Source organism: Ancylomarina sp. YFZ004 (genome assembly GCF_054254355.1).
In genome coordinates this window covers 463,026-485,302 of record NZ_JBTCHQ010000002.1, presented here as the reverse complement: position 1 = coordinate 485,302, position 22,277 = coordinate 463,026, and the positions used below count along the sequence as shown (strand labels likewise).

Below are 22,277 nucleotides of genomic sequence, written 5' to 3'. Positions count from 1 at the left end.
AACTAACCTAAAACAAACAACATGCTTTGGTATCATTTGAAATTATCGGTTTTACGTCTGCTTAAAAACAGAACTTTTTCGCTAACTAATATACTCGGTCTTAGCTTTGGTATTGCTTCCTTTCTTATCTTGTTCATTCATGTGCAAAATGAACGAAGCTACGATAGGCATATTAATGATTATCAAAATATCCACCGGGTAATTTCTACACCATCACATATAAATGATTCATGGGCACGAAGTTTAGGATTCATTAAGGAAGCAGCAATACAATTCCCGGAAGTAGTAAATGCAACACAGTTTTCTCATTGTAAATCTGGAACAATTAAAATCAATGAACAAAGCATTTCTCAAAAAGATATCTTATCTGTTGATACAAATTTTATAAGCATGTTTGGTATTGAAAGTTTGATTGGGAATTTGTCTGAGATCACAAAACCCAATGTTGCATTCATTTCTGAACGATTTGCTCAAATGTATTTTAAGAATGAAAATCCAATTGGTGAGTACATTGATGTTGAAGCATTGCAATATAGTAGAGATCTTGGTAACTATGAGATTGTTGGAATCATTAAAAACACACCCATAAAAACTCATTTTAATTGCGAAATACTGCTCTCTCAAAAAGGTGCTCTTGAAGAACGTTATGCCTCTTTGTCTGAAAGAAAAACTCAATGGGTTTACAATTACCTAAAATTGAATAAGGGTGTTTCACCTACAATTGTTGAAAAGAAAATCCTGACACACTTTAATAAAAGTAGTTTGAGACAAACACGAGGCCCAGAAGATTATAAATTTGGACTTGTTAATCTTAGCGATATTCATTTAAAATCAAATTGTAGATTTGAATTAAAGGAGAGTAGCACTAAAATAAATATCAATTTATTCACCATTATCGCTTTTGTTATTTTATTGGTTTCTTTGATCAATTTTGTTAGCTTAATTACAGTAAACCTCTTTAAAAGGTCAAAAGAATTTGGGCTTAAATCATCTATCGGAGCTCACCGAAAACATTTGTTAACACAAGTTCTTATCGAAGTCTTACTTCTTTGTACTGTATCAATTGTTATTTCATTGTTTTCAATTGAACTAATAAAATCCTTCATCAATAAATTCTATGAAATTCAGTTCGAACTTTTTTATTTTGAACCAATTATCTACTTGGCTATTTTGCTGGTTCTTGTTTTTAGTGGCGGGATAAGTGTATTCTTTGTGCGCTTCTTTATTTTGAAAAACAATACAACCAGTGAGATTATTAAAGGTTTAACACCTTTTACAGGAAGACGTCTCTTGCAACCTTTAATGATATTCCAAATCCTGATCGTAATTATTCTGATTTCATCTACGATGCTGGTAAACAAACAAATAGCCTATGTGTTAGATAAATCTCTTGGTTTCACACAAGACAATATTGTTATCCTCCATCAAAAGAATTTTACTAAAGATCCCAATGTATTTGCTAATGAGTTAGAGAAAAAACCTCAGATTGAATCTGTTGGATTTACAAGACAATACTTTGGACACCCTACTCAAACCATTTCACTTGATGGGTTTGGGATTGAAGGGAATGCCGAAATGTCTTTTGCGAATTATAATTTTCTGAAAACCATGGATATCCAATTTATTCATAACAGCATTAATGCATCAAGAGATACTATTGAAGGGATGGTAATTAACAAGCATTTGTACAAAAGATTACTTGAAAAGCATAAAAGTTGGGAAAATCTGAAAATCCATATGGCAAACCGACCAATTGAAGCTGATCAAGTAAGATTTGAGATTTTAGGAGTGGTTGAAGATTTTAATTACAGTTCAGCACATGAGAATATTGGCGACTATATTTTTTGGCTAGGAGAAACGTGCAGAGATGCACGGTACACACATGTTCGCATGGCTCCCGGAAATATTAAATCATCTATGGCAACAATCCAGGAAGAGTGGAAAAAACATTATCCCAATCAGAAGATGGACTATTTCTTTATGGATGATAAAATTGCTCAACAATACAAATCTGAGAATATTCTGAGAAAGATCTTAATGAGTTTTTCTATTCTTGGAATTATCATAGGAATCATTGGTATTAGTGCTCTTTCTTATTTCACCTCCGAGCAACGAACCAAAGAAATTGGTGTTCGAAAAGTTAACGGAGCTAGAACCCATGAGATTATAAGAATGCTAAATCGTGATTTTGCAAAATGGGTAGCTATAGCCTTTGTTATTGCTTGCCCTACTGCCTGGTATGCTATGCACACATGGCTAGCAAACTTTGCCTATAAAACAGAACTAAGTTGGTGGATTTTTGCCTTAGCAGGGCTTATAGCTATGGGAATTGCCTTGCTCACGGTTTCGCTTCAATCATGGAGAGCAGCGACCAGGAATCCGGTTGAGAGTTTAAGATATGAGTAATATAAAATGAAACATCCCGACTGGGGGTACCAATCGGGATGCTCACAAAATACTTAAACAACAAACACTAACATAAACGTTCCTTAAACGCGTACACCACAAAGATGAGCATTAAATATGGTTCTTGAAAGTGATTTTCAGGCAGATAAGAGCGCAAACGTTATAGAGTAATCTCGAAAACGTTTGTGGGGGTGTTATTTATATGAATTTTAAATAAGGGGCTTTTTTGTCTTTCTTTTTAATGAATTGCTCCACGTGGAGCAATTTTTATATCATCACTATGAACCTTTTAGTGAACAAAAATTTCAGATATTGATCTTATTCAATAGTTGATAAAATCAAAAATACCTTGAATCTAAAAGGCGTTTAGCTTCATTCTTCCATTATAAAATTTCACTCAAGATCAATCCTTATTTTCGCTATATTTGTCTTCTTATAAAGCTTGCTCTAAAGACAATCAGTCTCAGTGTTTTTTTCTGATTGATAGTGGCAATACTTTTTTGAAACGAAGATGATTTTAATTCCAAAGAAGATATTTTGAATCCATTAAAAAAACTTGCTGGCGAAACGGCCATTTATGGCGTAAGCTCAATTCTCGGAAGACTGCTAAATTGGCTATTAGTGCCTTTATACACCATTATATTTGCCCTAGGGGAGTATGGAATTGTAACCAATCTGATGGCTTATGTGGCCTTAACCCTAGTGATTCTGACCTATGGTTTAGAGACAGGCTATTTCAGATTCGCCAATGACGAAAGCTATCGCGAGCAGATTTTTTCCACCACTTTTTTTTCAGTTGTCAGCACCAGCTTGCTTTTTCTCCTAGGGGTATACTTTTTTATTGATCCTATTGCATCATTTCTGAATGTGGGAGACCGATCTGTTTTCATTATTCTTTTAGCTTTGACATTGGCTCTAGATGCCATAACATCTTTGCCCTTTGCCCAGCTCCGTCAACAGAACAGACCCGTAAGATATGCGTTTATAAAGCTGAGTAATATTGGAATAAATCTAGGACTTAACCTTTTCTTCCTATTGCTTTGTCCGAAACTAAATGAATTCTTTCCTGATCTTGGTGTAACTCGTATTTGGAATCCTGAATTTGGTATTGGCTATATTTTTATTGCCATGTTTGTGGCTAGCCTTTTCAATTTGATTCTACTAATACCCGATTTGGTAAAGATCAAATGGCAGTTTAATGTGGCCTTGCTTCGCAAAGTGCTTACTTATGCTTCCCCAATTTTGGTGGTTAGCATTGCTGCACAGATTAATCTGAATGTGGATAAAATGCTGATGCCAAAGCTGATTTCTGATGCCAATGAGGCTCTATCTCAAACGGGTATTTATGGAGCCAATTTTAAATTGGCTGTTATCATGACTTTATTTATTCAGGCTTTTCGTTTTGCTTTCGAACCTTTTTTCTTTTCGCAAAATAAGGACGATAATAGTAAGAGACTCTATGCTGATGTTCTGAAGTATTTTGTAATATTTGGTCTACTTATTTTTCTTGGGGTGATGTTTTATCTTGATCTTGTGAAAATCTTAATAGGACCTGAATATCGTGATGGCTTAGACATTGTACCTATAGTACTTTTAGCCAACTTCTTTTTGGGAATTTTCTTTTCATTATCTCTATGGTACAAGCTTACTGATAAAACACGATTTGGGGCTTATATGGCCTTGGGAGGTGCGGCAATAACATTGACTTTAAATATTATTCTAGTGCCCAAGATGGGCTATTATGGGGCTGCTATTGCAATTTTAGTCTGTTCAATATTCATGACAATAACCAGTTATATTTTAGGACAGAAATACTATCCAATACCTTACGAATTAAAACGAATCGCCATGTATTTTGGATTGGGTATGTTGCTTTATTTTGCCAGCACCTACATTCAGATTGATAATCATTGGCTTAAGATGTTAGCCAAAACTCCATTAATTATTCTATTTTTAGTAGTCGTTTTCCAAAAGGAGAAATTGTGGCATGTGATAAGAAGGATAAAGGATAAAGGATAGGCCAGCTATGCTTGTCTCGAGGATCGGGAATAAAGGGGCAACTTTTAAAAGATCTGCGTTTATCAGCGCAATCTGTGGGAAAAAATAATAAAAACTAAACAAATATAAAGATGAAGGTTAAAATCATTAATAAATCGAAGCACGATTTACCAAAGTACAGTACTGCTTTATCAGCAGGTATGGATTTAAGAGCTAATATTAGTGAAACTGTGATGTTGCAGCCACTTGAGCGAACCTTAATTCCTACAGGTTTGTTTATTGAGTTACCTGCAGGTTATGAGGCTCAAATTCGTCCTCGAAGCGGTATGGCTTTGAAGGAAGGTGTTACCGTTTTGAACACGCCTGGTACAATTGATGCCGACTATCGTGGTGAAATCCGTGTGATTTTAGCAAACTTGTCAAACTCGATGGCAGAGATAAATGATGGTGATCGTGTTTGCCAAATGGTGGTTGCAGCACATGCTACAGTAGAATGGGAAGCGGTTGAAACACTTGAAGAAACTGTGAGAGCAGCAGGAGGATTCGGACATACAGGTAAAGAATAAATTGATTTGAGGATGTGATGATGAGTTAATAATATTTTATCAATAATACTTGTTCGCACATTTCTAATTTGATTTTCTCCAAGCGTTAATAAATATTAATGCTCAATTTTACTAGAACTTATTCAGTAACTTTGATTTTGCCTTTATAATACCCCAGTTTTGTGTGGTTTGGGGTTGGCACAATCAAGACATTATAAAAAAACTAACAAAGAATATGAAGATTATTGTTCCAATGGCAGGAATGGGTAAGCGTATGCGCCCACATACTTTAACTGTACCAAAACCTCTTATTCCTATTGCAGGAAAACCAATTGTTCAACGCTTATTAGAAGAGATTGCAAACGTTTCTGGTGAGGAAATTGAAGAAATCGCTTATATCGTTGGTCATTTTGGTGATGAAGTTGAGAATCAGTTGAAGGAGATTGCTTCTGACTTAAATGCTAAGGCAAGCATTTATTATCAAACTGAAGCTTTGGGTACGGCTCACGCTATTCACTGTGCTGCAGATTCTCTTGAAGGTAAAGTTGTTGTTGCTTTTGCTGACACTTTATTTAAAGCTGATTTTGTTTTAGATAATGAAGCAGATTCAGTAATTTGGGTACAGAAAGTTGAGGATCCATCTGCATTTGGGGTGGTTAAAATGGACGATAACAATCGTATTACAGATTTTGTTGAGAAACCAAAAGAATTTGTTTCTGACCTAGCTATTATTGGTATCTATTACTTTAAAGATGGTGCAAATTTGAAATCAGAACTGCAATATTTATTAGATAATAAGGTGCTTGTGAATGGTGAGTATCAATTGACTGATGTTCTTGAGAATATGAAGAACAAGGGACTTAATTTTGTTCCTGGCCAGGTAATTGAGTGGATGGATTGTGGAAATAAAGATGCAACAGTCAACACGAATCAACGTATACTAGAGTATCACAAAGATGATAAATTGGTTGCTGATACTTTCGTAAATGAAAATGCAGTGATTATTCCTCCATGTTATATTGGTGAGAATGTTGTGATCAAGAACTCAGTAGTTGGACCTCATGTATCATTAGGCGATAACTCATTAGTTGAGAACTCTTTGGTTTCGAATGCTATTGTTCAGACTAACACAAAAATTGCTGGTGGCAATATCAAAAATTCTATGTTAGGAAATTTTGTTGAAGTCACTGGTGAAGCAAAAGAATACAGCGTTGGTGATTATACCAATTGCTAATTAATTGGATTAAAGTTTTGATTCTGAGGTCTGTGAATGCAGGCTTCAGAATTGATTTGTATATATGAGCTTTATCGAATTGAAACACAAAACAGAAAGATGGGAAGACAATTTATAGTTTATATGCTTGCTGGAGCACTAACCTTTGGTTCTTCTGTTGCATTAGGACAAAAGAAGGGAAAGAATAAAAAACAGACTAAAGTCGAGCTAACTGAACAGAAACGTCTTGAGTTTGATTATGCGTTTCATGAAGGTGAAAAAGCTCTTGTCTTAGGCGAATACGAGAAAGCTATTTCTTGGTTTGCTACCTGCCTCAAGTTAGATAACACCAGTGCTGTTGTTCGCTACGAATTGGCTAATATCTATATCAGTAAGGAGAATTTTAATTCGGCCCTTGAATTGGCTCGCGGAGCAGTAGCTCTTCAACCAAAAAACATGTGGTATCAGGTTCAGCTAGCTGGTATTTACAAGGCTAAGGGTATGATCGATCAATCTTGTGGTGTTTATAAAAATCTGGCTTCACAATATCCTAAGCGCGATGATTTCTATCATATTCAAGCTGAACTATATGCTTCTGTTGAGAAATTTGAAGAAGCCCTTGAAGTTTATCAAAAACTAGAGAAGAAAATTGGAGTAAGTGAGCAGATCAGCATTAATAAGCATTCGCTTTATCTACGTTTAGGTAAGAGAAAAAATGCCTATTCTGAACTCAATAATTTGACGAAGAAATTTCCTTTTAAAATCGAAAATTACGGTCTTCTAGCCGATATGTATCTTCAAGATGGTTATAACGATAAGGCACTGGAGCAGTACAAAAAGATTGTAGAAATTGCACCGGAAAATGGTTTAGTACATTTCTATCTAGCTGAATATTACCGTAACGAAAAGCAAGAGGAAATGGCTTTGAACTCTCTAAAAAAAGCCTTTGGTAGCGATTTGGTTAACCCAGATAAAAAGATTCAGTATTTGATGGGTGTGATTATGGCAGATCAGGAGAATAAACTATCTGATGATAACCTAAAGACATTATTAGATCTATTACTTAAAGTACACCCTGAGCATATGCATGTTAATGCACTTTATGCTGATTATCTACGCCGCCAGAAAGATAGTGCTGGAGCACGTAAACTTCTTCGCAAAGTTCTTCAGCAGGATAAAAGTAATTATGTCGTTTGGGAAGAGCTGATGTTTATTAATAATGAATTATTAGACTTCGATAGCATGCTGGATGATAGTGCCGAGGCAATCAAATATTTCCCTACTCAACCCATGCTTTATATTTTTAACGGTGTTGCTGCAGCTCAAAAGAAGAATTATGAGACAGCCGTTAAATCCTTGACGACAGGTTTCAATTACGTCGGTGAAAACATACCCATGAGAATTCAATTCTTAACCTATTTGGGTGATGCACAATACGAGCTTGGTCATACCGAGAAAGCTTTTAAGTCCTATGATGAAGTTTTACTTTTTGATCCTGATAATGTGATTGTTTTAAATAATTACAGCTATTATTTGTCAGTTCTTGACTTGAAATTGGAAAAAGCCAAAGAAATGAGCTTTAAATGTGTTGAAATTGAAAAAGAGAATTCAACCTACTTAGATACTCACGCATGGGTTTTATTTAAACTAGGCTCTTTCTCTGACGCTAAAAGAGCTATGGAAAAAGCGCTTCAATTTGGAGGACGTGAATCGGCAGTAATTGTAGAGCATTATGGTGATATTCTTTTTCGTTTAGGAGAAAAGGAAGCCGCTATGACCGAATGGCAAAATGCCGAAAAAATTGGAGAAGGATCAGAACAATTATTAGAAAAGATTAAAACAGGGGTGATTCCTGAATAGATAATGAGAATAATTCGAACAAAAAACAGCCTGCTTGGCATTGCATTTCTGCTACTAGTTTTCTTGCAGTTCTCGTGTAAATCAACCTATGAGCTTGGTCAGAAACGAGCACATGGTATGAGTGATAATAAACTCTATAATCAAGTTTTGGATAGTAGTTTATTCTACAATACACTTTGGGTTAAGCGCTTTTCAGCGCATTACGAATCAAAGGGGAAATCCCAAAATATTAGAGGATCAATCCAAATTTTAAGAGACAGTATTATCATGGTGAAAATTAATGCGCCAACTGGAATTCTTGAAGTGGCTCGTATTTACATTACACCTGATTCTGTTAAGATGTTAGACCGTTTGAAGAAGGAGTACATAGCAAGTGATTTCACTTTTTTATCGGAAAAACTTAATATGGATGTTGATTTCTTTACGCTTCAGAGTATTTTAACAAACGAGATTTTCCAATTGCAAGGTCTTTATGAAAGACAACGTCCTTTTGTTAGAAATTTTAAGGGGAAAGTGATCGATGATAAATATGTATTCATCTCAGATAAAGCATCTAAGGTAGAAAGAAAGCTTAGGAAAGATAAATATTCTAAGCTTTATAAGTTCAATTACCAACGCTTCGAAATAGACCCATCACTGATGAAAATTACGGATGTTTTGGTCAGATTGTTTGGTGAGGAACGGGATATAACATTAAAGTATCGTGACTTTATTGATTTGGAAGGGCAAAAGTTTCCAAGCGAAATGGTTTTTAAGGTAAAGGATTCATTACAATCCTTATCTTGTAAATTGAAATATAATAAACTTGTATTGAATCAAGAAATTAAATTTCCATTTAGGGTTTCAAGTAAATATAAAAGAATCTATCCAGAATAAACTATGGGATTTCTTAAAAGTCAGAAGTCAATTCTATTTTTCATTATCACTTTTCTACTGCTGAACAGTTCGGTAACTGCACAAGATATATCCAAACTTAAGAAGCAAAAGGAGCAGAATGCTAAAGATATAGCCTATACTCAAAAGCTTTTGCAGAGTACTCAGAAGAAGAAAAAATCAAGCTTAGGTCTCTTGTCAGTACTTAATAGAAAGATTAAACTACAAGAGAATTTGATTCTTAATATCCAACATGAATTGGATTTTACGGACTCTAAAATTGGGAATACGAATAAGGAGATTTCAAACCTGGAAAAGAAATACGATAAGCTAAAAGTCCAGTATGAAAAGCTTATTCTATATGCCCACCGTCAAAAGAATTCTCGCGATAAACTGATGTTTCTATTTGCCTCAAAAGATTTCAATCAGGCTTATATGAGGTATAAATACCTGCAACAATTTTCTGAATTTACTCGTAAAAGTGGTGAGCAATTGGTTGAAATTAAAGTTGATTTAGATTTAAAACTTGATCGATTAAAACTTGCAAAAAAAGAGAAGCAGGTTCTTTTGGCTCTCAATACAAAAGCATCAACAGGTTTATCGACTCAGAGAAAACAACAATCGAGTGTGCTTTCTCAATTGAAGAAAAAGGAGAGAACGCTTCGTAAGAATTTGACGACTCAGCGTAATAATGATAGAAAGCTAGAAAAGAAGATTCGCAAAATTATTGCTGATCAAGCTCGTTTGGCCAAGAAGAAAAAGAATACCAGCGGTGCATACGGTTTAACACCAGAAGAGAAAGTTCTAGGGGCGAACTTTAGTCAAAATAAAGGAAAATTACCCTGGCCAACATCTACTGGTTTCATATCTCAGAAATTTGGACAGCATGCTCACCCTGTGCTGAAACATGTGAGAGTAAACAATGATGGTATTGATATAACAACGAAACCGAAGTCAATTTGTCGATCAATTTTTAAGGGAGAAGTGACGCATATCTTATCTATGCCAGGATTGAATATGGTTGTTATCATTAAGCATGGCGATTATATGACTGTCTATTCAAATTTAGCTAAGGTCACTGTTAAAAAGGGAGACTTGCTTTCTGCTAAAGAGGAAATTGGTTTAGTTTACACGGATGAAAAGGAGAATCAAACGGTTCTTAAATTTCAGATGTGGAAATCAACCAGTAAGCTGAATCCTTCTACATGGTTACTGAAGAAGTAGTTAGTTTTGCTGACTTTAATCTTTTTATCTATTTTCAAGTAAATGGAGTCCAACCAAGATATATTTATTGAAAAACTGGATAATTTTATCCGGAAGTATTATCAATTTCAAATTTTGAGAGGTCTACTACTGACTATTCTCTTCTTAATTGGTCTTTATTTGAGCCTGAGTGTTTTTGAATACCATCTCTATCTATCTGCTCGAATTAAAACAATTTTGGTTCTTATTGGAGCTAGTTTGCAGCTCATTGTTTTTATATCATTCATTATTCTCCCTTTGAGGGGACTTCTTAATAAAGGGGCTCGGATTTCCTATAGAAAAGCCATTTCTATTATATCTGTTCATTACCCTGACTTGGAAGATAGATTGCTTAATACCTATGAATTAAGTGAAGATGCTTCGAGGAACCCTGAAGAAAATGCACTTCTTATTGCCAGTATCAACCAGCGTATTTCGACCTTAAAATTCTTATCCTTTCGAGATAGTATTTCATTTAAGGATGCTTCTATTTATTTTAAGTATCTCCTGGGCATTTTGATTCTTTCATTGGTGATTTATATTGCTTTCCCCGATTTTTATCCAAGTAGTGGGCAGCGTCTTATCCATTTTCGAGAAGAATTTAAAGCGCCGTCCGATTTTGAGTTTATCCTTGAGAGCGATTTACTGGCAGAGAAAGGAGAGAATTATCTTTTGAGTGTTCGAACTGAAGGTAAATATTTTCCTGAATCAGTAGAATTGATTTTTGGTGGACAAAAGTATTTGATGCTCTCAGATGGTATCGGCAACTTTACTTATGAATTTCGTAACATCAATTCTGAGATTTTATTTTCTCTTCAATCTGGCAAAACAAAATCACAACTTTATCGATTACATGTTAAGTCAAAACCCATTTTAGATAAGCTAGAAATCAAGATCAATCCGCCATTATATACAGGTTTACCTTCACGTACAGAAAACCAAATAGGTGATGTGAGCTTTGCTGCTGGATCGAGATTAGAATGGCTTATAGAGGCTTACGATGCCGATACTCTTGGGCTCCACTTTGTGAAGATGGATAAGTCTATTTTCAAATCAGACTCCAAATTGCAATTTGAAAAAACTGTTTTCGAATCTGATACCTATGAAATATCACTAGCCAATAGTGAGTATAATAATGCCATTTATGCGCGTTACAAGTTGGAGGCTTTGCCTGATCAATTTCCAAATATTGGAATAAGTTTACAACAAGATTCTTTGAATGCATCTGCCTATTATTTTAAGGGTGTGATTAAAGATGATTACGGTTTTAGCAAATTGCGTTTTGCTTATGAAGTCGAAGGAGAATCTGCTAAATTTTTAAGAGTCCCGATTCAAAAAAATCTAAATCGCCAAGAATTTTATTTTGCCTTCGATTTTTCTTCGGCTAATCTGCCTCAAGGAAGTCGAGTTCAATATTATTTTGAAGTGTTCGATAATGATGCCATCAATAAACCCAAAAGTACAAAGTCCGATTTTCTAAATTACTACTTACCAAACGCCGAACAGGTTTTTGAACTGAATTCTCACATTCAGGATAGTTTGACTAGTAAAATGGAGAAAGGAAAGGAAATAAGTCGTTCTATACAGCAGGAAGTCCATAAATTACAGAAGAGTTTATTGGATAATTCAAGTGATCAATGGCAACAAAATCAGATGTTTCAGGAAATTGAAACTCAGAAAAACCATCTTGAGAATCTCTTAAAAGAAATTAAGAAGGATAATGCCCGTAAAAATCAGCTTATGAAAGCGGCAGGATTGCAAGATTCGTTGCTTTTAGACAAACAAAAGAAGATTGAAGAGCTGATGGAGAAAATTTTGGATGATGAGCTAAAAAATCTTTTCGATGAATTTAATAAATTGGCAGAAGAGCTAGATAGAGATAAGATTAACAAATTGGGAAATCAATTGAAAATGTCTATGGACGATTTTCAGAAGCAGCTTGATCGAAATTTACAATTACTGGAGCGCTACGAAATTGAATTGGGTGTGAAGCAACTTTCTTCCCGAATTGAAAAATTAGCTGAAGAGCAAAAAGCACTTTCTCAATTTAAGAGAAAAGATAAAGAGCTTGCCATCCGAAAACAGGTCAGTGCAAAAATGGAGTGGGAGCGTATCGAAAAGGATCTGGATGGTATGATGAAGAAGAATTCAGAAATTCAAAAACCTTTTAAGCTCGGCGATTTTAAAAATGAAAAATATGAGATTCAGAAGAGCATGCAAGAAAGTCTGGATCAACTTCGCGATAATAAAATGGGTAAGGCTGGAAAGAGCATGCAGAATTCTTCTCAGAAACAATCTCAGATGGCGCAAAAGCTATCAAAGGCGATGGCTGGAAGCATGTCTATGCAGGTGAGTGTCGATACGGATATGTTAAGTAAATTACTAAATAACCTAATAGATTTTTCTTTTCAACAAGAAAAGCTTATTTTAGATTTGCAAAAAACAAACTATCAGAACCCATTATATGTCAATATTATAGACAGGCAGGGGCTTCTGAAAGAAGAATATCAATTATTACAAGATTCTTTATTGTCTTTATCGAGTCGTACCCCTCAGGTTGCTGCTCTTATTGGTAATAGAATTTTTGATTTGGAGGATTTATTGAGTCAGAGTCTCGACGAGTTGAATAATCGTAGGGCTTATCAGGCCAGAGTGACTCAACAGAAGTCGATGACAGAGATTAATGAGTTGGCTGTTTTTTTATCAGAAGCTTTAAAACAGCTTATGGAGCAAATGGCCAATGGCATGCCAGGTAGCCAAATGGGAGATAAGAAAGGTAAACAGCCTTCTTTTTCAGGTATGAAATCGCAGCAGGAATCTCTAAAAAAGATGCTTGAACAGATGATTAAAGGCATGAAAGATGGAAAAGGTAAACCTGGGCAAGATGGTGAGAAGATGGGGAAATATTTGCGAGAGCAAGAAATGTTCCGTCAAAAGATGAATGAAATGATTCAGCATGGTGGGCATGGTGAACAAACAGAGAAAGTTTTGAGAGAAGTGATGAGAATGATGGAGCAAACTGAACGTGAAATCTCAAATTTCTCCATTAACAGGCAGACTATCAGTCGTCAAAATAAGATAATGACTCGATTGTTGGAAGCTGAAAATTCGTCACGAGAGAAAGATTTTGATAAGAAAAGAGAAAGTAAATCGGGACTTAATCATAAATTGAGTAACCCTAAGGCAATTTTTAAGTATAAGAAAACAGATACCGAGTTCGATGACCTGTTTAATGATTCGAACGTGAAACTCATAGACTACTACAATAAAATTTATTTAGACTATCTTATTCGATTAAACGATGGCAAAAGCAGATAACTTATTAAAGTTTCCTTCACGTATTGATTATTTGAAACGCGTCGAGAATCTAATTAGTAACCTGTCTTCACATTACAAAATCAGCCCCGAAGCTCGCGATAAAATTTCATTAGCAGTTCTTGAAGCTGTGAACAATGCTATTTTGCATGGCAACAAGCTCGATCATAAAAAGAATGTTTCGATCCGTTTTCAGGTAAATGAACGCTGTATATCTTGTGTTATCAAAGATGAAGGTGAAGGATTTGATTTTTTATGCATACCAGACCCAACTCTTCCCGAAAATATTGAGAAAATCCACGGAAGAGGCTTATTTTTGATGAATCATTTGGCCGATTCAGTGCATTATAGTGCTGAGGGCAGACATGTTAAAATGATTTTCAATCTATAATCAATGGAGATAAGTTACAATACGTGTGAAACTGAAATGCCTGAAATCAATCAGGAAAGAATCAGTTTGTGGATCTCTCAAGTCGTAGAGAATTTCGAATGCGAGATAGGGGAGATTAATTATTATTTTTGTTCTGATGATTATTTGTTGGAGATGAATCGTGAACATTTAAATCATGATTACTTCACTGATATCATCACTTTTGACTATACCGTTGCGGATATCATTTCGGGAGATCTTTTTATTTCTGTGGATACCGTTCGTGATAATGCTGAAGAATATCAGGTTGATTTCTTCGATGAACTACAACGAGTGATTGTGCATGGTGTACTTCACCTACTTGGGATTGATGATAAGTGTGATGAAGATCAGGAAATAATGACCCAAAAGGAAGATGAATCATTAGCTTTACTTTCCAAGATTCATTAAGTTTGTGAAATTTTCGAATTAAAAAATTGATTATTAGCTTTTTACATTGTCTTTTTATGGCATTTAAAGAGGTGATATATAATATATTACCCTAAATTTCGATGGTAAATATAGGTGTAAAACACTGAAAACGTATATGTTAGCTAAATATGATGTTATAGTAGTTGGTGCAGGTCATGCAGGTTGTGAAGCCGCAACGGCAGCTGCCAATTTAGGTTCCTCGGTGCTTCTTATCACCATGGATATGAATAAGATCGCTCAAATGTCTTGTAATCCTGCTATTGGTGGTATTGCTAAGGGCCAAATTGTGAGAGAGATTGATGCATTAGGAGGACATACTGGTATTGTTACCGATAAGTCATCCATCCAATTTCGAATGCTGAATCGTTCTAAAGGACCTGCCATGTGGAGTCCAAGAGCACAATGCGATCGAATGGTTTTTTCTGCCGAGTGGAGAAGGGTTGTTGAGAATACCGATAACTTAGACATGTGGCAAGATGCCGTAGTAGGTCTTCTTTTTGAAAATGAAAAGGTGGTTGGTGTTAAAACAAAACTGGGAATTGATATCAAATCTAAATCAGTTGTTTTAACCAATGGAACTTTCTTGAATGGTCTGATGCATGTTGGGCGTCAACAAGAAATGGGTGGCCGTTCTTCCGAACCAGCTTCGCTCGGAATTAGCGAGCAGTTGAAATCCGTAGGTTTCGAAGTTGGCAGAATGAAGACTGGAACACCAGCTCGTCTTGATGCAAGAAGTATTGATTTTTCAGTGATGAAGAGACAGGATGGGGAAGATGATTTTCATCAATTTTCATACCTAACAGATCATGTAGATAAGGAGCTTATTCAGCGACCTTGTTACATTACTTATACCAATCCAGATGTTCACGCAGCACTTGAACTTGGCTTTGAAGAGTCTCCTATGTACGATGGAACCATTCAGAGTACAGGGCCACGTTATTGTCCGAGTATCGAATCGAAGTTGACCACTTTTGCAGAGAAAAAAGAACATCTGTTATTCTTAGAACCAGAAGGTGAAACCACACATGAATATTATATTAACGGATTTTCTTCTAGTTTAGCTTGGGACATTCAGTTGAATGGTTTAAGGAAAGTGCCTGGTTTGGAGAATGTTAAAATGTATCGTCCGGGTTATGCTATAGAGTACGATTATTTTGCCCCGACGCAGTTGTTTCATACTTTAGAGACTAAGTTGATTGGGAACCTCTATTTTGCAGGTCAAATTAACGGAACTACGGGCTACGAGGAAGCAGGCGCACAAGGTATGATGGCAGGTATAAATGCAAGTTTAAAAGTGCAAAATCGTGATCCATTTACTTTAAAACGTAATGAAGCTTATATTGGTGTTTTGATTGACGACCTAGTGACTAAAGGAGTTGATGAACCCTATCGTATGTTTACTTCGCGTGCTGAATACAGAATTCTATTGAGACAAGACGATGCAGATGTGAGGTTAACTCCACGAGCGTTTGATTTAGGATTGGCAAATCAGGATCGTATGGATTTGCTTCAGGATAAAATTGTATATAGAAATAGACTGATTGACTTCTGTAAGGAGTTTGGCGTGAAACCCAAATATATCAATGCTGTACTTGAAGATTTGGGAACAAGTCCTCTTAAGCAAGGCATGAAACTTTACGATGTTATTTTGAGACCTCAGGTCCATATCACAGACTTACTTGATACCATTCTTCCTCTGAAAGAAATCGTAGAATCGATACCTAATAGGAGAGATGAGATTATTGAAGCTGCTGAAGTTTTGATTAAGTATTCAGGCTATATCGAGAGGGAAAAACTAATAGCAGATAAGCTGACTCGACTTGAGAAAATTGTGATTACAGATCGTTTTGATTATACAAGTTTACAATCATTATCGACTGAAGCGCGTCAGAAATTAGATAAAATTAAACCTGAAACCATAGGTCAGGCTTCACGTATACCTGGGGTTTCCCCAAGTGATATAAACGTGCTTATAATCCTTATGGGGCGTTAATGTTCCACGTGGAACGCACAGGGTGTTTGAGAAAGAAATGCCCTCTGAGAGCTCGAAAATGCCTTATCTTTATTGTAAGATGGGTGTTTTCGAGTTTTTAGTATAATAGATTTGGATGAGAAATATCAAGTATATTTTAATCCCTATTCTTTTTAACTTGATACTTGAGTATCTTGTATTATAATTTGAAAACTTAATGATATGGCTGAATCAAACTTTACTATAGCAGGGAATATTGTCGATGTTGTCTCCAGGAGAATCTTTAAGGGAGAGATAGAAGTTAAAGATGGTGTGATTCATTCAATCAAGGAACTTGATGATGTTCCGGATTGCTACATTCTTCCTGGCCTAGTTGATTCGCACGTTCATATTGAAAGTTCTCTTTTAATACCAAGCCGCTTTGCTGATTTGGTTGTTAGAAAAGGAACTTTAGGTGTTGTGACTGATCCGCATGAAATAGCAAATGTATTGGGAGAGATAGGGATTGACTTCATGATAAATGACGCCGCAAAAACACCTCTAGAAATTCGCTTCGGTGTTCCTTCTTGCGTTCCTGCTACACCATATGAAACTTCGGGTTTTAAATTGGGACCTAATAAGGTCGAGAGTTTGTTGAAAAGGGAAGAGGTTGTCTGTCTTGCCGAAGTTATGGATTACCCTGGTGTGATTCGAGGTGATCTTGATGTCATGAAAAAGATTGTTGCGACCAAACGATTAGGGAAGAAAATTGATGGGCACGCTCCTGGTGTCAACGGAGAGGATCTTAGAAAGTATGTTGCCGCAGGTGTTTCTGCAGATCATGAATGTTCGACTTTAGACGAAGCTCTGAATAAGATACGTCTTGGAATGATGATACAGATCCGAGAGGGAAGTGCAGCTAAAGATTTTGATGCTTTGTATTCCCTTATAGAAACGCATCCTGACCGTGTCATGTTGTGTACGGATGATACACATCCGGATGATTTATTCGAAAGAGGACATATTGATAATCTTATTCGTATGGGCTTAGAGAAAGGCTGTGACATTATGAATTTATTACGTGCTTCATCCTATAATGCCATCAAACATTATGGTCTCAATTTAGGATTACTTCAAGTGAGAGACTCTGCAGATTTTATTGTCATTGATAATTTTGAATCATTTCAAGTGAATTCTTCTTATATGAAAGGAGAATGTATCTATAAAGAGGGAGAGGTGTTCTTCGATAGTCACAATGAGATTATTTTGAATAATTTTTACCGTAAAGAAATAGAGCTCGTGGATATTCAGCTTGAAGCTAAGGACTGCGATGTACATGTGATGACGGTTAGTGATGGTGATTTGTTGACCGGTTGGACAAATGGACGCCCAAAAACTGAAAATGGTAAGTTTGTTTCAGATACAGAACAGGACCTACTCAAAATGGTTGTGATGAGTCGTTACAATAATGAAAAGCCAGTTGTCGGTTTCGCTAAAGGATTTGGTTTTAAGAAGGGCGCTATTTCGGGTAGTATTGCTCACGACAGTCATAATATCATTGCTGTTGGAACGAACGATGCCGATTTATTAAAAGCCTTAAATTCGCTAATTCTGATGAAGGGTGGGATGGTCGCCTGTGAGCAAAATGAATGTCGATCTGTAAAGCTTGATGTAGCTGGCTTGATGTCGAACAAAAGAGGCGAAGATTTATTGGAGATCTATATGGAGATGTCTAATTTTTCAAAAAGCTTTGGGAGTGGTTTTCACTCGCCATTTATGACCCTGGCTTTTATGTCTTTACTTGTTATACCTAAATTGAAACTTTCTGATAAAGGTCTATTTGATGTCGAGCAATTTAAATTGATTGATTTGTATTGTGAATAGTCTTGTTTATATTGCTTGCTGATCCATTAGAAACTATTATCTGTGATAGAAAACAAACACATTGTTCGCTTAAAAGAGCTTATTGCTGCCTTGCCAGATGAACCAGGCGTTTATCAGTTTTTTGATGAGCAAGAAAAGATTATATATGTAGGAAAGGCTAAGCGTTTAAAACGACGTGTAGCCTCTTATTTCAATAAGGTGCATGATGTTGCCAAAACGAATGTGATGGTGAAGAAAATTGCAGCTATTACACACCTGGTTGTGGAAACGGAGGAGGATGCACTTCTTCTGGAAAACAACCTAATTAAAAAGCATCAGCCTCGTTACAATATCCTTCTCAAGGATGATAAATCATACCCATGGATTTGTATAAAAAAGGAAACTTACCCACGTGTTTATACTACCCGTCAATTGGTGAAAGATGGGTCTGAATACTTTGGACCTTACACCAGTGTTCGTATGGTAAGAACTCTTATGGATCTTATTCGTTCTTTATATAAGCTACGGACTTGTAGTCTAAAATTAAGTGAGGAGAGTATTGCACAAGGGAAGTTTAAGCTTTGTCTGGAATACCATATAGGAAATTGTAAAGCACCTTGTGAGGGCAAAGAATCATTCGAAGAATACCGTCAGACTATAGCAGATATTCGCCATATTCTCAGAGGTAATATTAGAACGGTTACTAATTTCCTTAAAGAAAAGATGCAGACTCTAGCTGATGATTACAAATATGAAGACGCTCATAAACTTAAAGAGAAGTTAGATCTTTTGGAGAAGTACAAAAGTAAGTCAACTATTGTTAGTCCAACGATTGACAATATTGATGTTTATTCAATTTTGGCTGATGAAGATACGGCCTATGTCAATTTTATAAAAGTCGTGAATGGTGCCATTATTCAGGCTCATACCATCGAAATCAAAAAGAAATTGAATGAGAGTGATCCGGAACTTTTATTGATGGGGATAATAGAGATTCGACAAAAATTTGGGAGTACAGCTAAAGAAATAATAGTGCCTTTCCAACTGGATATGTCCATGCATAATGTTGGATTTATAGTGCCTCAAAGAGGTGATAAAAAGAAGCTTCTTGACATGTCTTTACGTCATGTGAAGTATTTCAGACAGGAAAAGTTGAAACAGCTGGATAGGATACAACCAAAGAAACATGCCGATCGAATAATGGAAGGCATGAAAAAGGATTTCCGCTTGCAGGACTTGCCAGTTCATGTTGAGTGTTTTGATAACTCGAATATTCAAGGGGAGTATCCTGTGGCATCTTGTGTTGTATTTCGAAATGGGAAGCCTTATAAAAAAGATTACCGTCATTTTAATATTAAAACTGTAGTTGGAGCCAATGACTTTGCTTCCATGGAAGAGATCATTTACAGGCGATATAAGCGCTTGCAGGAAGAGGAGAAGTCATTGCCTCAGATGATTGTTATTGATGGTGGGAAAGGGCAGTTGGGAGCCGCATTGAATGCCCTTGAGAAACTTGACTTAAGAGGTAAGATTGCGATAGTAGGTATTGCAAAACGTCTTGAGGAAATCTTCTTCCCGGGAGATCCTTACCCTTTGTATCTGGATAAGAATTCGGAGAGTTTGAAAGTGGTGCAGCATTTGCGAAATGAATCTCACCGATTTGCGATCACCTTTCATAGATTGAAGAGATCGAAGGCTTTTATCACCTCAGAACTGGATGAAGTATCTGGAATTGGCCCGAAAACCAAGCAAAGCTTGATTTCTACCTTTAAATCGGTAGAAAATATCAAAAAAACGAGTTTGGAAGATCTTGAAAAATGTATAGGAAAAGCAAAAGCCATAAAGCTCTGGAAATATTTCAATTAGAATATTCTACTTACAGTAATAAATGATATTTTAGCCAATAAATTATTGACTAAAATATGGCTTTGATTAAATCTTCGATTTCTATTTTTAAGAAATAGTCATTTAAATCGATTTGTTCCAGTTCCTGGAGCAAACTTTCCTTGTGATGGGGGACATTGATAAGTTTATTTTCCAACTCATTAATATTTCCCATCTTAATACAATTACCCAAAATTTCAGCTCTGACGATTCGACCTTTTTCTATATCAAGTTCAATTTCCAGAATATAACCATTAGCAAAACTAATTAGCCTTTCGAATTTGTATTTTGGGGAGTAACCAAAGTTCCATTCCCATTTCAAATATTTTTCATCCATCAACTTCTGAATAGCCTGATGATCTTCTTCAGTCAGTTCGTAAGATTTCACTTCTGGGAAGAGATTTTGAACGTGTTCAATGATTTTGTTTTGAAGCTCATCAATACTCAGAGGAGTGGAGAGGTGATCACTGATGTTGCATACGCGACTTCTAATCGATCGAATACCTCTGTCTTTAAACGTAAGTGGATTAACCTTTAAAAGGCTGTTTAGTCGACTCAAATCGCTTGAGAAAAGCATGGTGCCATGTTGCATCACTTTGCTTCTGTAGATGTGGGAGGCATTACCCGAAAATTTCATCCCATCAATGGTTAAATCACTTTTCCCTTCGAATTTGGCATTCACATTTAAACTCTGAAGCACATCGATGACAGGTTGTGAGTATTTTCGGAAATTGATTAATTCCCCTTTTGTGCCATTGCTGATGAAGCAATAGTTTAAGTTTCCATCGTCATGAAAAACAGTACCACCTCCCGAAAGACGACGCACAATTTCAATGCCTTGTTCTTGACATTTATCCAAATTTATTTCAGCTAAAGCATTCTGATGCTTCCCAATAATCACCGCTGCTTTGTTGCGGTAGAGCATATAGAAATTCTCATCGAAATTCTTCAATAAGTATTCTTCTGTTGCTTGATTAAAGGCGGCCTGATTGCTATTGCTGATATAGTAGAACATGTGGTATTTATAATTTTAGACTTGTTGTTTTGGATTTAAACGTCGATTATGAAGTCCGAAATCATCAAGCTTTCTTCTTCGATTGCTTATTACAAATATGCTCAATAAAATCGGATTGTCTTTATTAAGATTTGATTTTAATAGTCGGTTTATGTTGTTTTTCTATTTATAAATCAGCAAAAATTTAACTTTGCTAAACGAGAACTTAAAATTTAGAACATGCGTGTAGTTATACAGAGAGTGAAGCGGGCTTCAGTAGAAGTTGAAAATCAAGTTGTCGGAGAAATCGGGAAGGGACTTATGATTTTAGTAGGTATTGAAAATGCCGACGGACAAGAGGATATTGATTGGCTTTGCAAGAAGATTTGTGGTCTGAGAATCTTCGATGATGAAGCTGGTGTGATGAATAAATCTCTAATAGAAATTGGAGGCGATATTTTAGCTATTAGCCAGTTTACCCTGCATGCTCGCACTAAAAAAGGGAACCGACCTTCCTACATCAATGCAGCTAAACCTGACATATCAATCCCCTTATACGAATCATTTTTAATGGCCTTGGAAAAGGAGAGTGGCAAAACACCTCAGAGAGGGAAGTTTGGCGCTGAAATGCAAGTTTCATTGGTTAACGATGGCCCTGTGACCATTACGATTGATACTAAAAACAAAGAGTAATTGATGCGGTAATATGCTGATGTGTTGATTTGATAATGTGATGATCTGATAAAACGATGATTGGTTGATGTGCTGATTTGTTTTGATCGTTTCTTTGTGTCCTTTGCAGTAATATTAGCGTTCCGATTCATCGGAATTGCGGTTGAATTTATTTTGGCAAACATGTAAATTATAAGAAGTGATGAATGAAGAAATAAGTATAAAAGAGGCACAAGAGCAGGTTGATACCTGGATTAAAAAATACGGTGTGCGTTATTTCAGCGAGTTGACCAATATGGCCATCCTTACCGAAGAAGTGGGAGAGGTGGCCCGAATTATTTCGAGAAAATATGGCGAGCAATCCTTTAAGGCTGGAGAATCGGATAAGAATCTAGGAGACGAAATGGCGGACGTTCTTTGGGTTCTCATGTGCTTGGCCAACCAAACAGGTGTGGATTTAACTGAAGCTTTTAAAAAAAATATCGAAAAGAAAACGAGTCGTGACAAGACCCGTCACTTAGAAAATGATAAGCTTAAGTGATTATTTGGTACAATTGAGGAGAGTATGAAGTGCTAAATCTATTTAATTGAGATATTCTTGGGAAGATACATATCAATTC

General features: G+C 36.0%; 16 protein-coding genes. 15 read left to right on the top strand and 1 reads right to left on the bottom strand.

Annotation, left to right across the window (positions count from 1 at the left end):
* Positions 1–21 precede the first annotated feature (21 nt).
* The 13 genes from ACXR6G_RS05265 to uvrC all read left to right on the top strand — a co-directional run bounded on the left by ACXR6G_RS05265 (position 22) and on the right by uvrC (position 19,973).
* Positions 22–2,406 (top strand): ABC transporter permease, encoded by a 2,385-nt coding sequence (locus tag ACXR6G_RS05265; RefSeq protein WP_458360355.1) that lies wholly within the window; start codon positions 22–24, stop codon positions 2,404–2,406.
* A gap of 537 nt (positions 2,407–2,943) precedes the next feature.
* Positions 2,944–4,425 carry a lipopolysaccharide biosynthesis protein gene (locus tag ACXR6G_RS05260; RefSeq protein ID WP_458360354.1) on the top strand — a complete coding sequence of 494 codons (1,482 nt, stop codon included), beginning with the start codon at positions 2,944–2,946 and terminating at the stop codon, positions 4,423–4,425.
* Positions 4,426–4,535: 110 nt separating this feature from the next.
* Complete coding sequence (gene dut / locus ACXR6G_RS05255; protein ID WP_458360353.1) at positions 4,536–4,970, top strand: dUTP diphosphatase; 435 nt, start codon at positions 4,536–4,538, stop codon at positions 4,968–4,970.
* A gap of 214 nt (positions 4,971–5,184) precedes the next feature.
* The gene (locus tag ACXR6G_RS05250) at positions 5,185–6,183 is read left to right on the top strand and encodes a sugar phosphate nucleotidyltransferase (RefSeq protein WP_458360352.1); all 999 of its coding nucleotides are present in this window, start codon (positions 5,185–5,187) and stop codon (positions 6,181–6,183) included.
* A gap of 99 nt (positions 6,184–6,282) precedes the next feature.
* A complete protein-coding gene (locus ACXR6G_RS05245; RefSeq protein ID WP_458360351.1) occupies positions 6,283–8,022 on the top strand; it encodes a tetratricopeptide repeat protein in 1,740 nt (579 codons plus the stop codon).
* 117 nt (positions 8,023–8,139) lie between these two features.
* Complete coding sequence (locus ACXR6G_RS05240) at positions 8,140–8,898, top strand: DUF4292 domain-containing protein (protein ID WP_458360350.1); 759 nt, start codon at positions 8,140–8,142, stop codon at positions 8,896–8,898.
* Positions 8,899–8,901: 3 nt separating this feature from the next.
* Complete coding sequence (locus tag ACXR6G_RS05235) at positions 8,902–10,119, top strand: murein hydrolase activator EnvC family protein (RefSeq protein WP_458360349.1); 1,218 nt, start codon at positions 8,902–8,904, stop codon at positions 10,117–10,119.
* A gap of 42 nt (positions 10,120–10,161) precedes the next feature.
* Positions 10,162–13,455 (top strand): hypothetical protein, encoded by a 3,294-nt coding sequence (locus ACXR6G_RS05230; RefSeq protein WP_458360348.1) that lies wholly within the window; start codon positions 10,162–10,164, stop codon positions 13,453–13,455.
* Complete coding sequence (locus ACXR6G_RS05225) at positions 13,439–13,843, top strand: ATP-binding protein (protein WP_458360347.1); 405 nt, start codon at positions 13,439–13,441, stop codon at positions 13,841–13,843. The genes ACXR6G_RS05230 and ACXR6G_RS05225 overlap by 17 nt, the downstream gene beginning before the upstream one ends.
* A gap of 3 nt (positions 13,844–13,846) precedes the next feature.
* Positions 13,847–14,272 carry an rRNA maturation RNase YbeY gene (gene ybeY / locus ACXR6G_RS05220; RefSeq protein ID WP_458360346.1) on the top strand — a complete coding sequence of 142 codons (426 nt, stop codon included), beginning with the start codon at positions 13,847–13,849 and terminating at the stop codon, positions 14,270–14,272.
* Between the two features lie 136 nt (positions 14,273–14,408).
* Positions 14,409–16,286, top strand: a complete 1,878-nt coding sequence (gene mnmG / locus ACXR6G_RS05215; RefSeq protein ID WP_458360345.1) for a tRNA uridine-5-carboxymethylaminomethyl(34) synthesis enzyme MnmG — start codon at positions 14,409–14,411, stop codon at positions 16,284–16,286.
* A 201-nt stretch (positions 16,287–16,487) separates the two neighbouring features.
* Positions 16,488–18,128, top strand: a complete 1,641-nt coding sequence (gene ade, locus ACXR6G_RS05210; RefSeq protein ID WP_458360344.1) for an adenine deaminase — start codon at positions 16,488–16,490, stop codon at positions 18,126–18,128.
* Between the two features lie 42 nt (positions 18,129–18,170).
* The gene (gene uvrC / locus ACXR6G_RS05205; protein WP_458360343.1) at positions 18,171–19,973 is read left to right on the top strand and encodes an excinuclease ABC subunit UvrC; all 1,803 of its coding nucleotides are present in this window, start codon (positions 18,171–18,173) and stop codon (positions 19,971–19,973) included.
* Positions 19,974–20,022: 49 nt separating this feature from the next.
* Here uvrC and ACXR6G_RS05200 read toward each other — a convergent pair whose 3' ends face one another.
* On the bottom strand, positions 20,023–21,006 hold the full coding sequence (locus ACXR6G_RS05200; protein ID WP_458360342.1) for a lipoate--protein ligase: 984 nt from the start codon (positions 21,004–21,006) through the stop codon (positions 20,023–20,025).
* Between the two features lie 219 nt (positions 21,007–21,225).
* Between ACXR6G_RS05200 and dtd the strand changes: the two genes are divergently transcribed.
* Together dtd and ACXR6G_RS05190 are read left to right on the top strand one after the other, a co-directional pair.
* Positions 21,226–21,678 carry a D-aminoacyl-tRNA deacylase gene (dtd, locus tag ACXR6G_RS05195; protein ID WP_458360341.1) on the top strand — a complete coding sequence of 151 codons (453 nt, stop codon included), beginning with the start codon at positions 21,226–21,228 and terminating at the stop codon, positions 21,676–21,678.
* Between the two features lie 181 nt (positions 21,679–21,859).
* Positions 21,860–22,198, top strand: coding sequence for a nucleotide pyrophosphohydrolase (locus tag ACXR6G_RS05190; RefSeq protein WP_458360340.1), 339 nt, complete (start codon positions 21,860–21,862; stop codon positions 22,196–22,198).
* Positions 22,199–22,277: the final 79 nt, after the last annotated feature.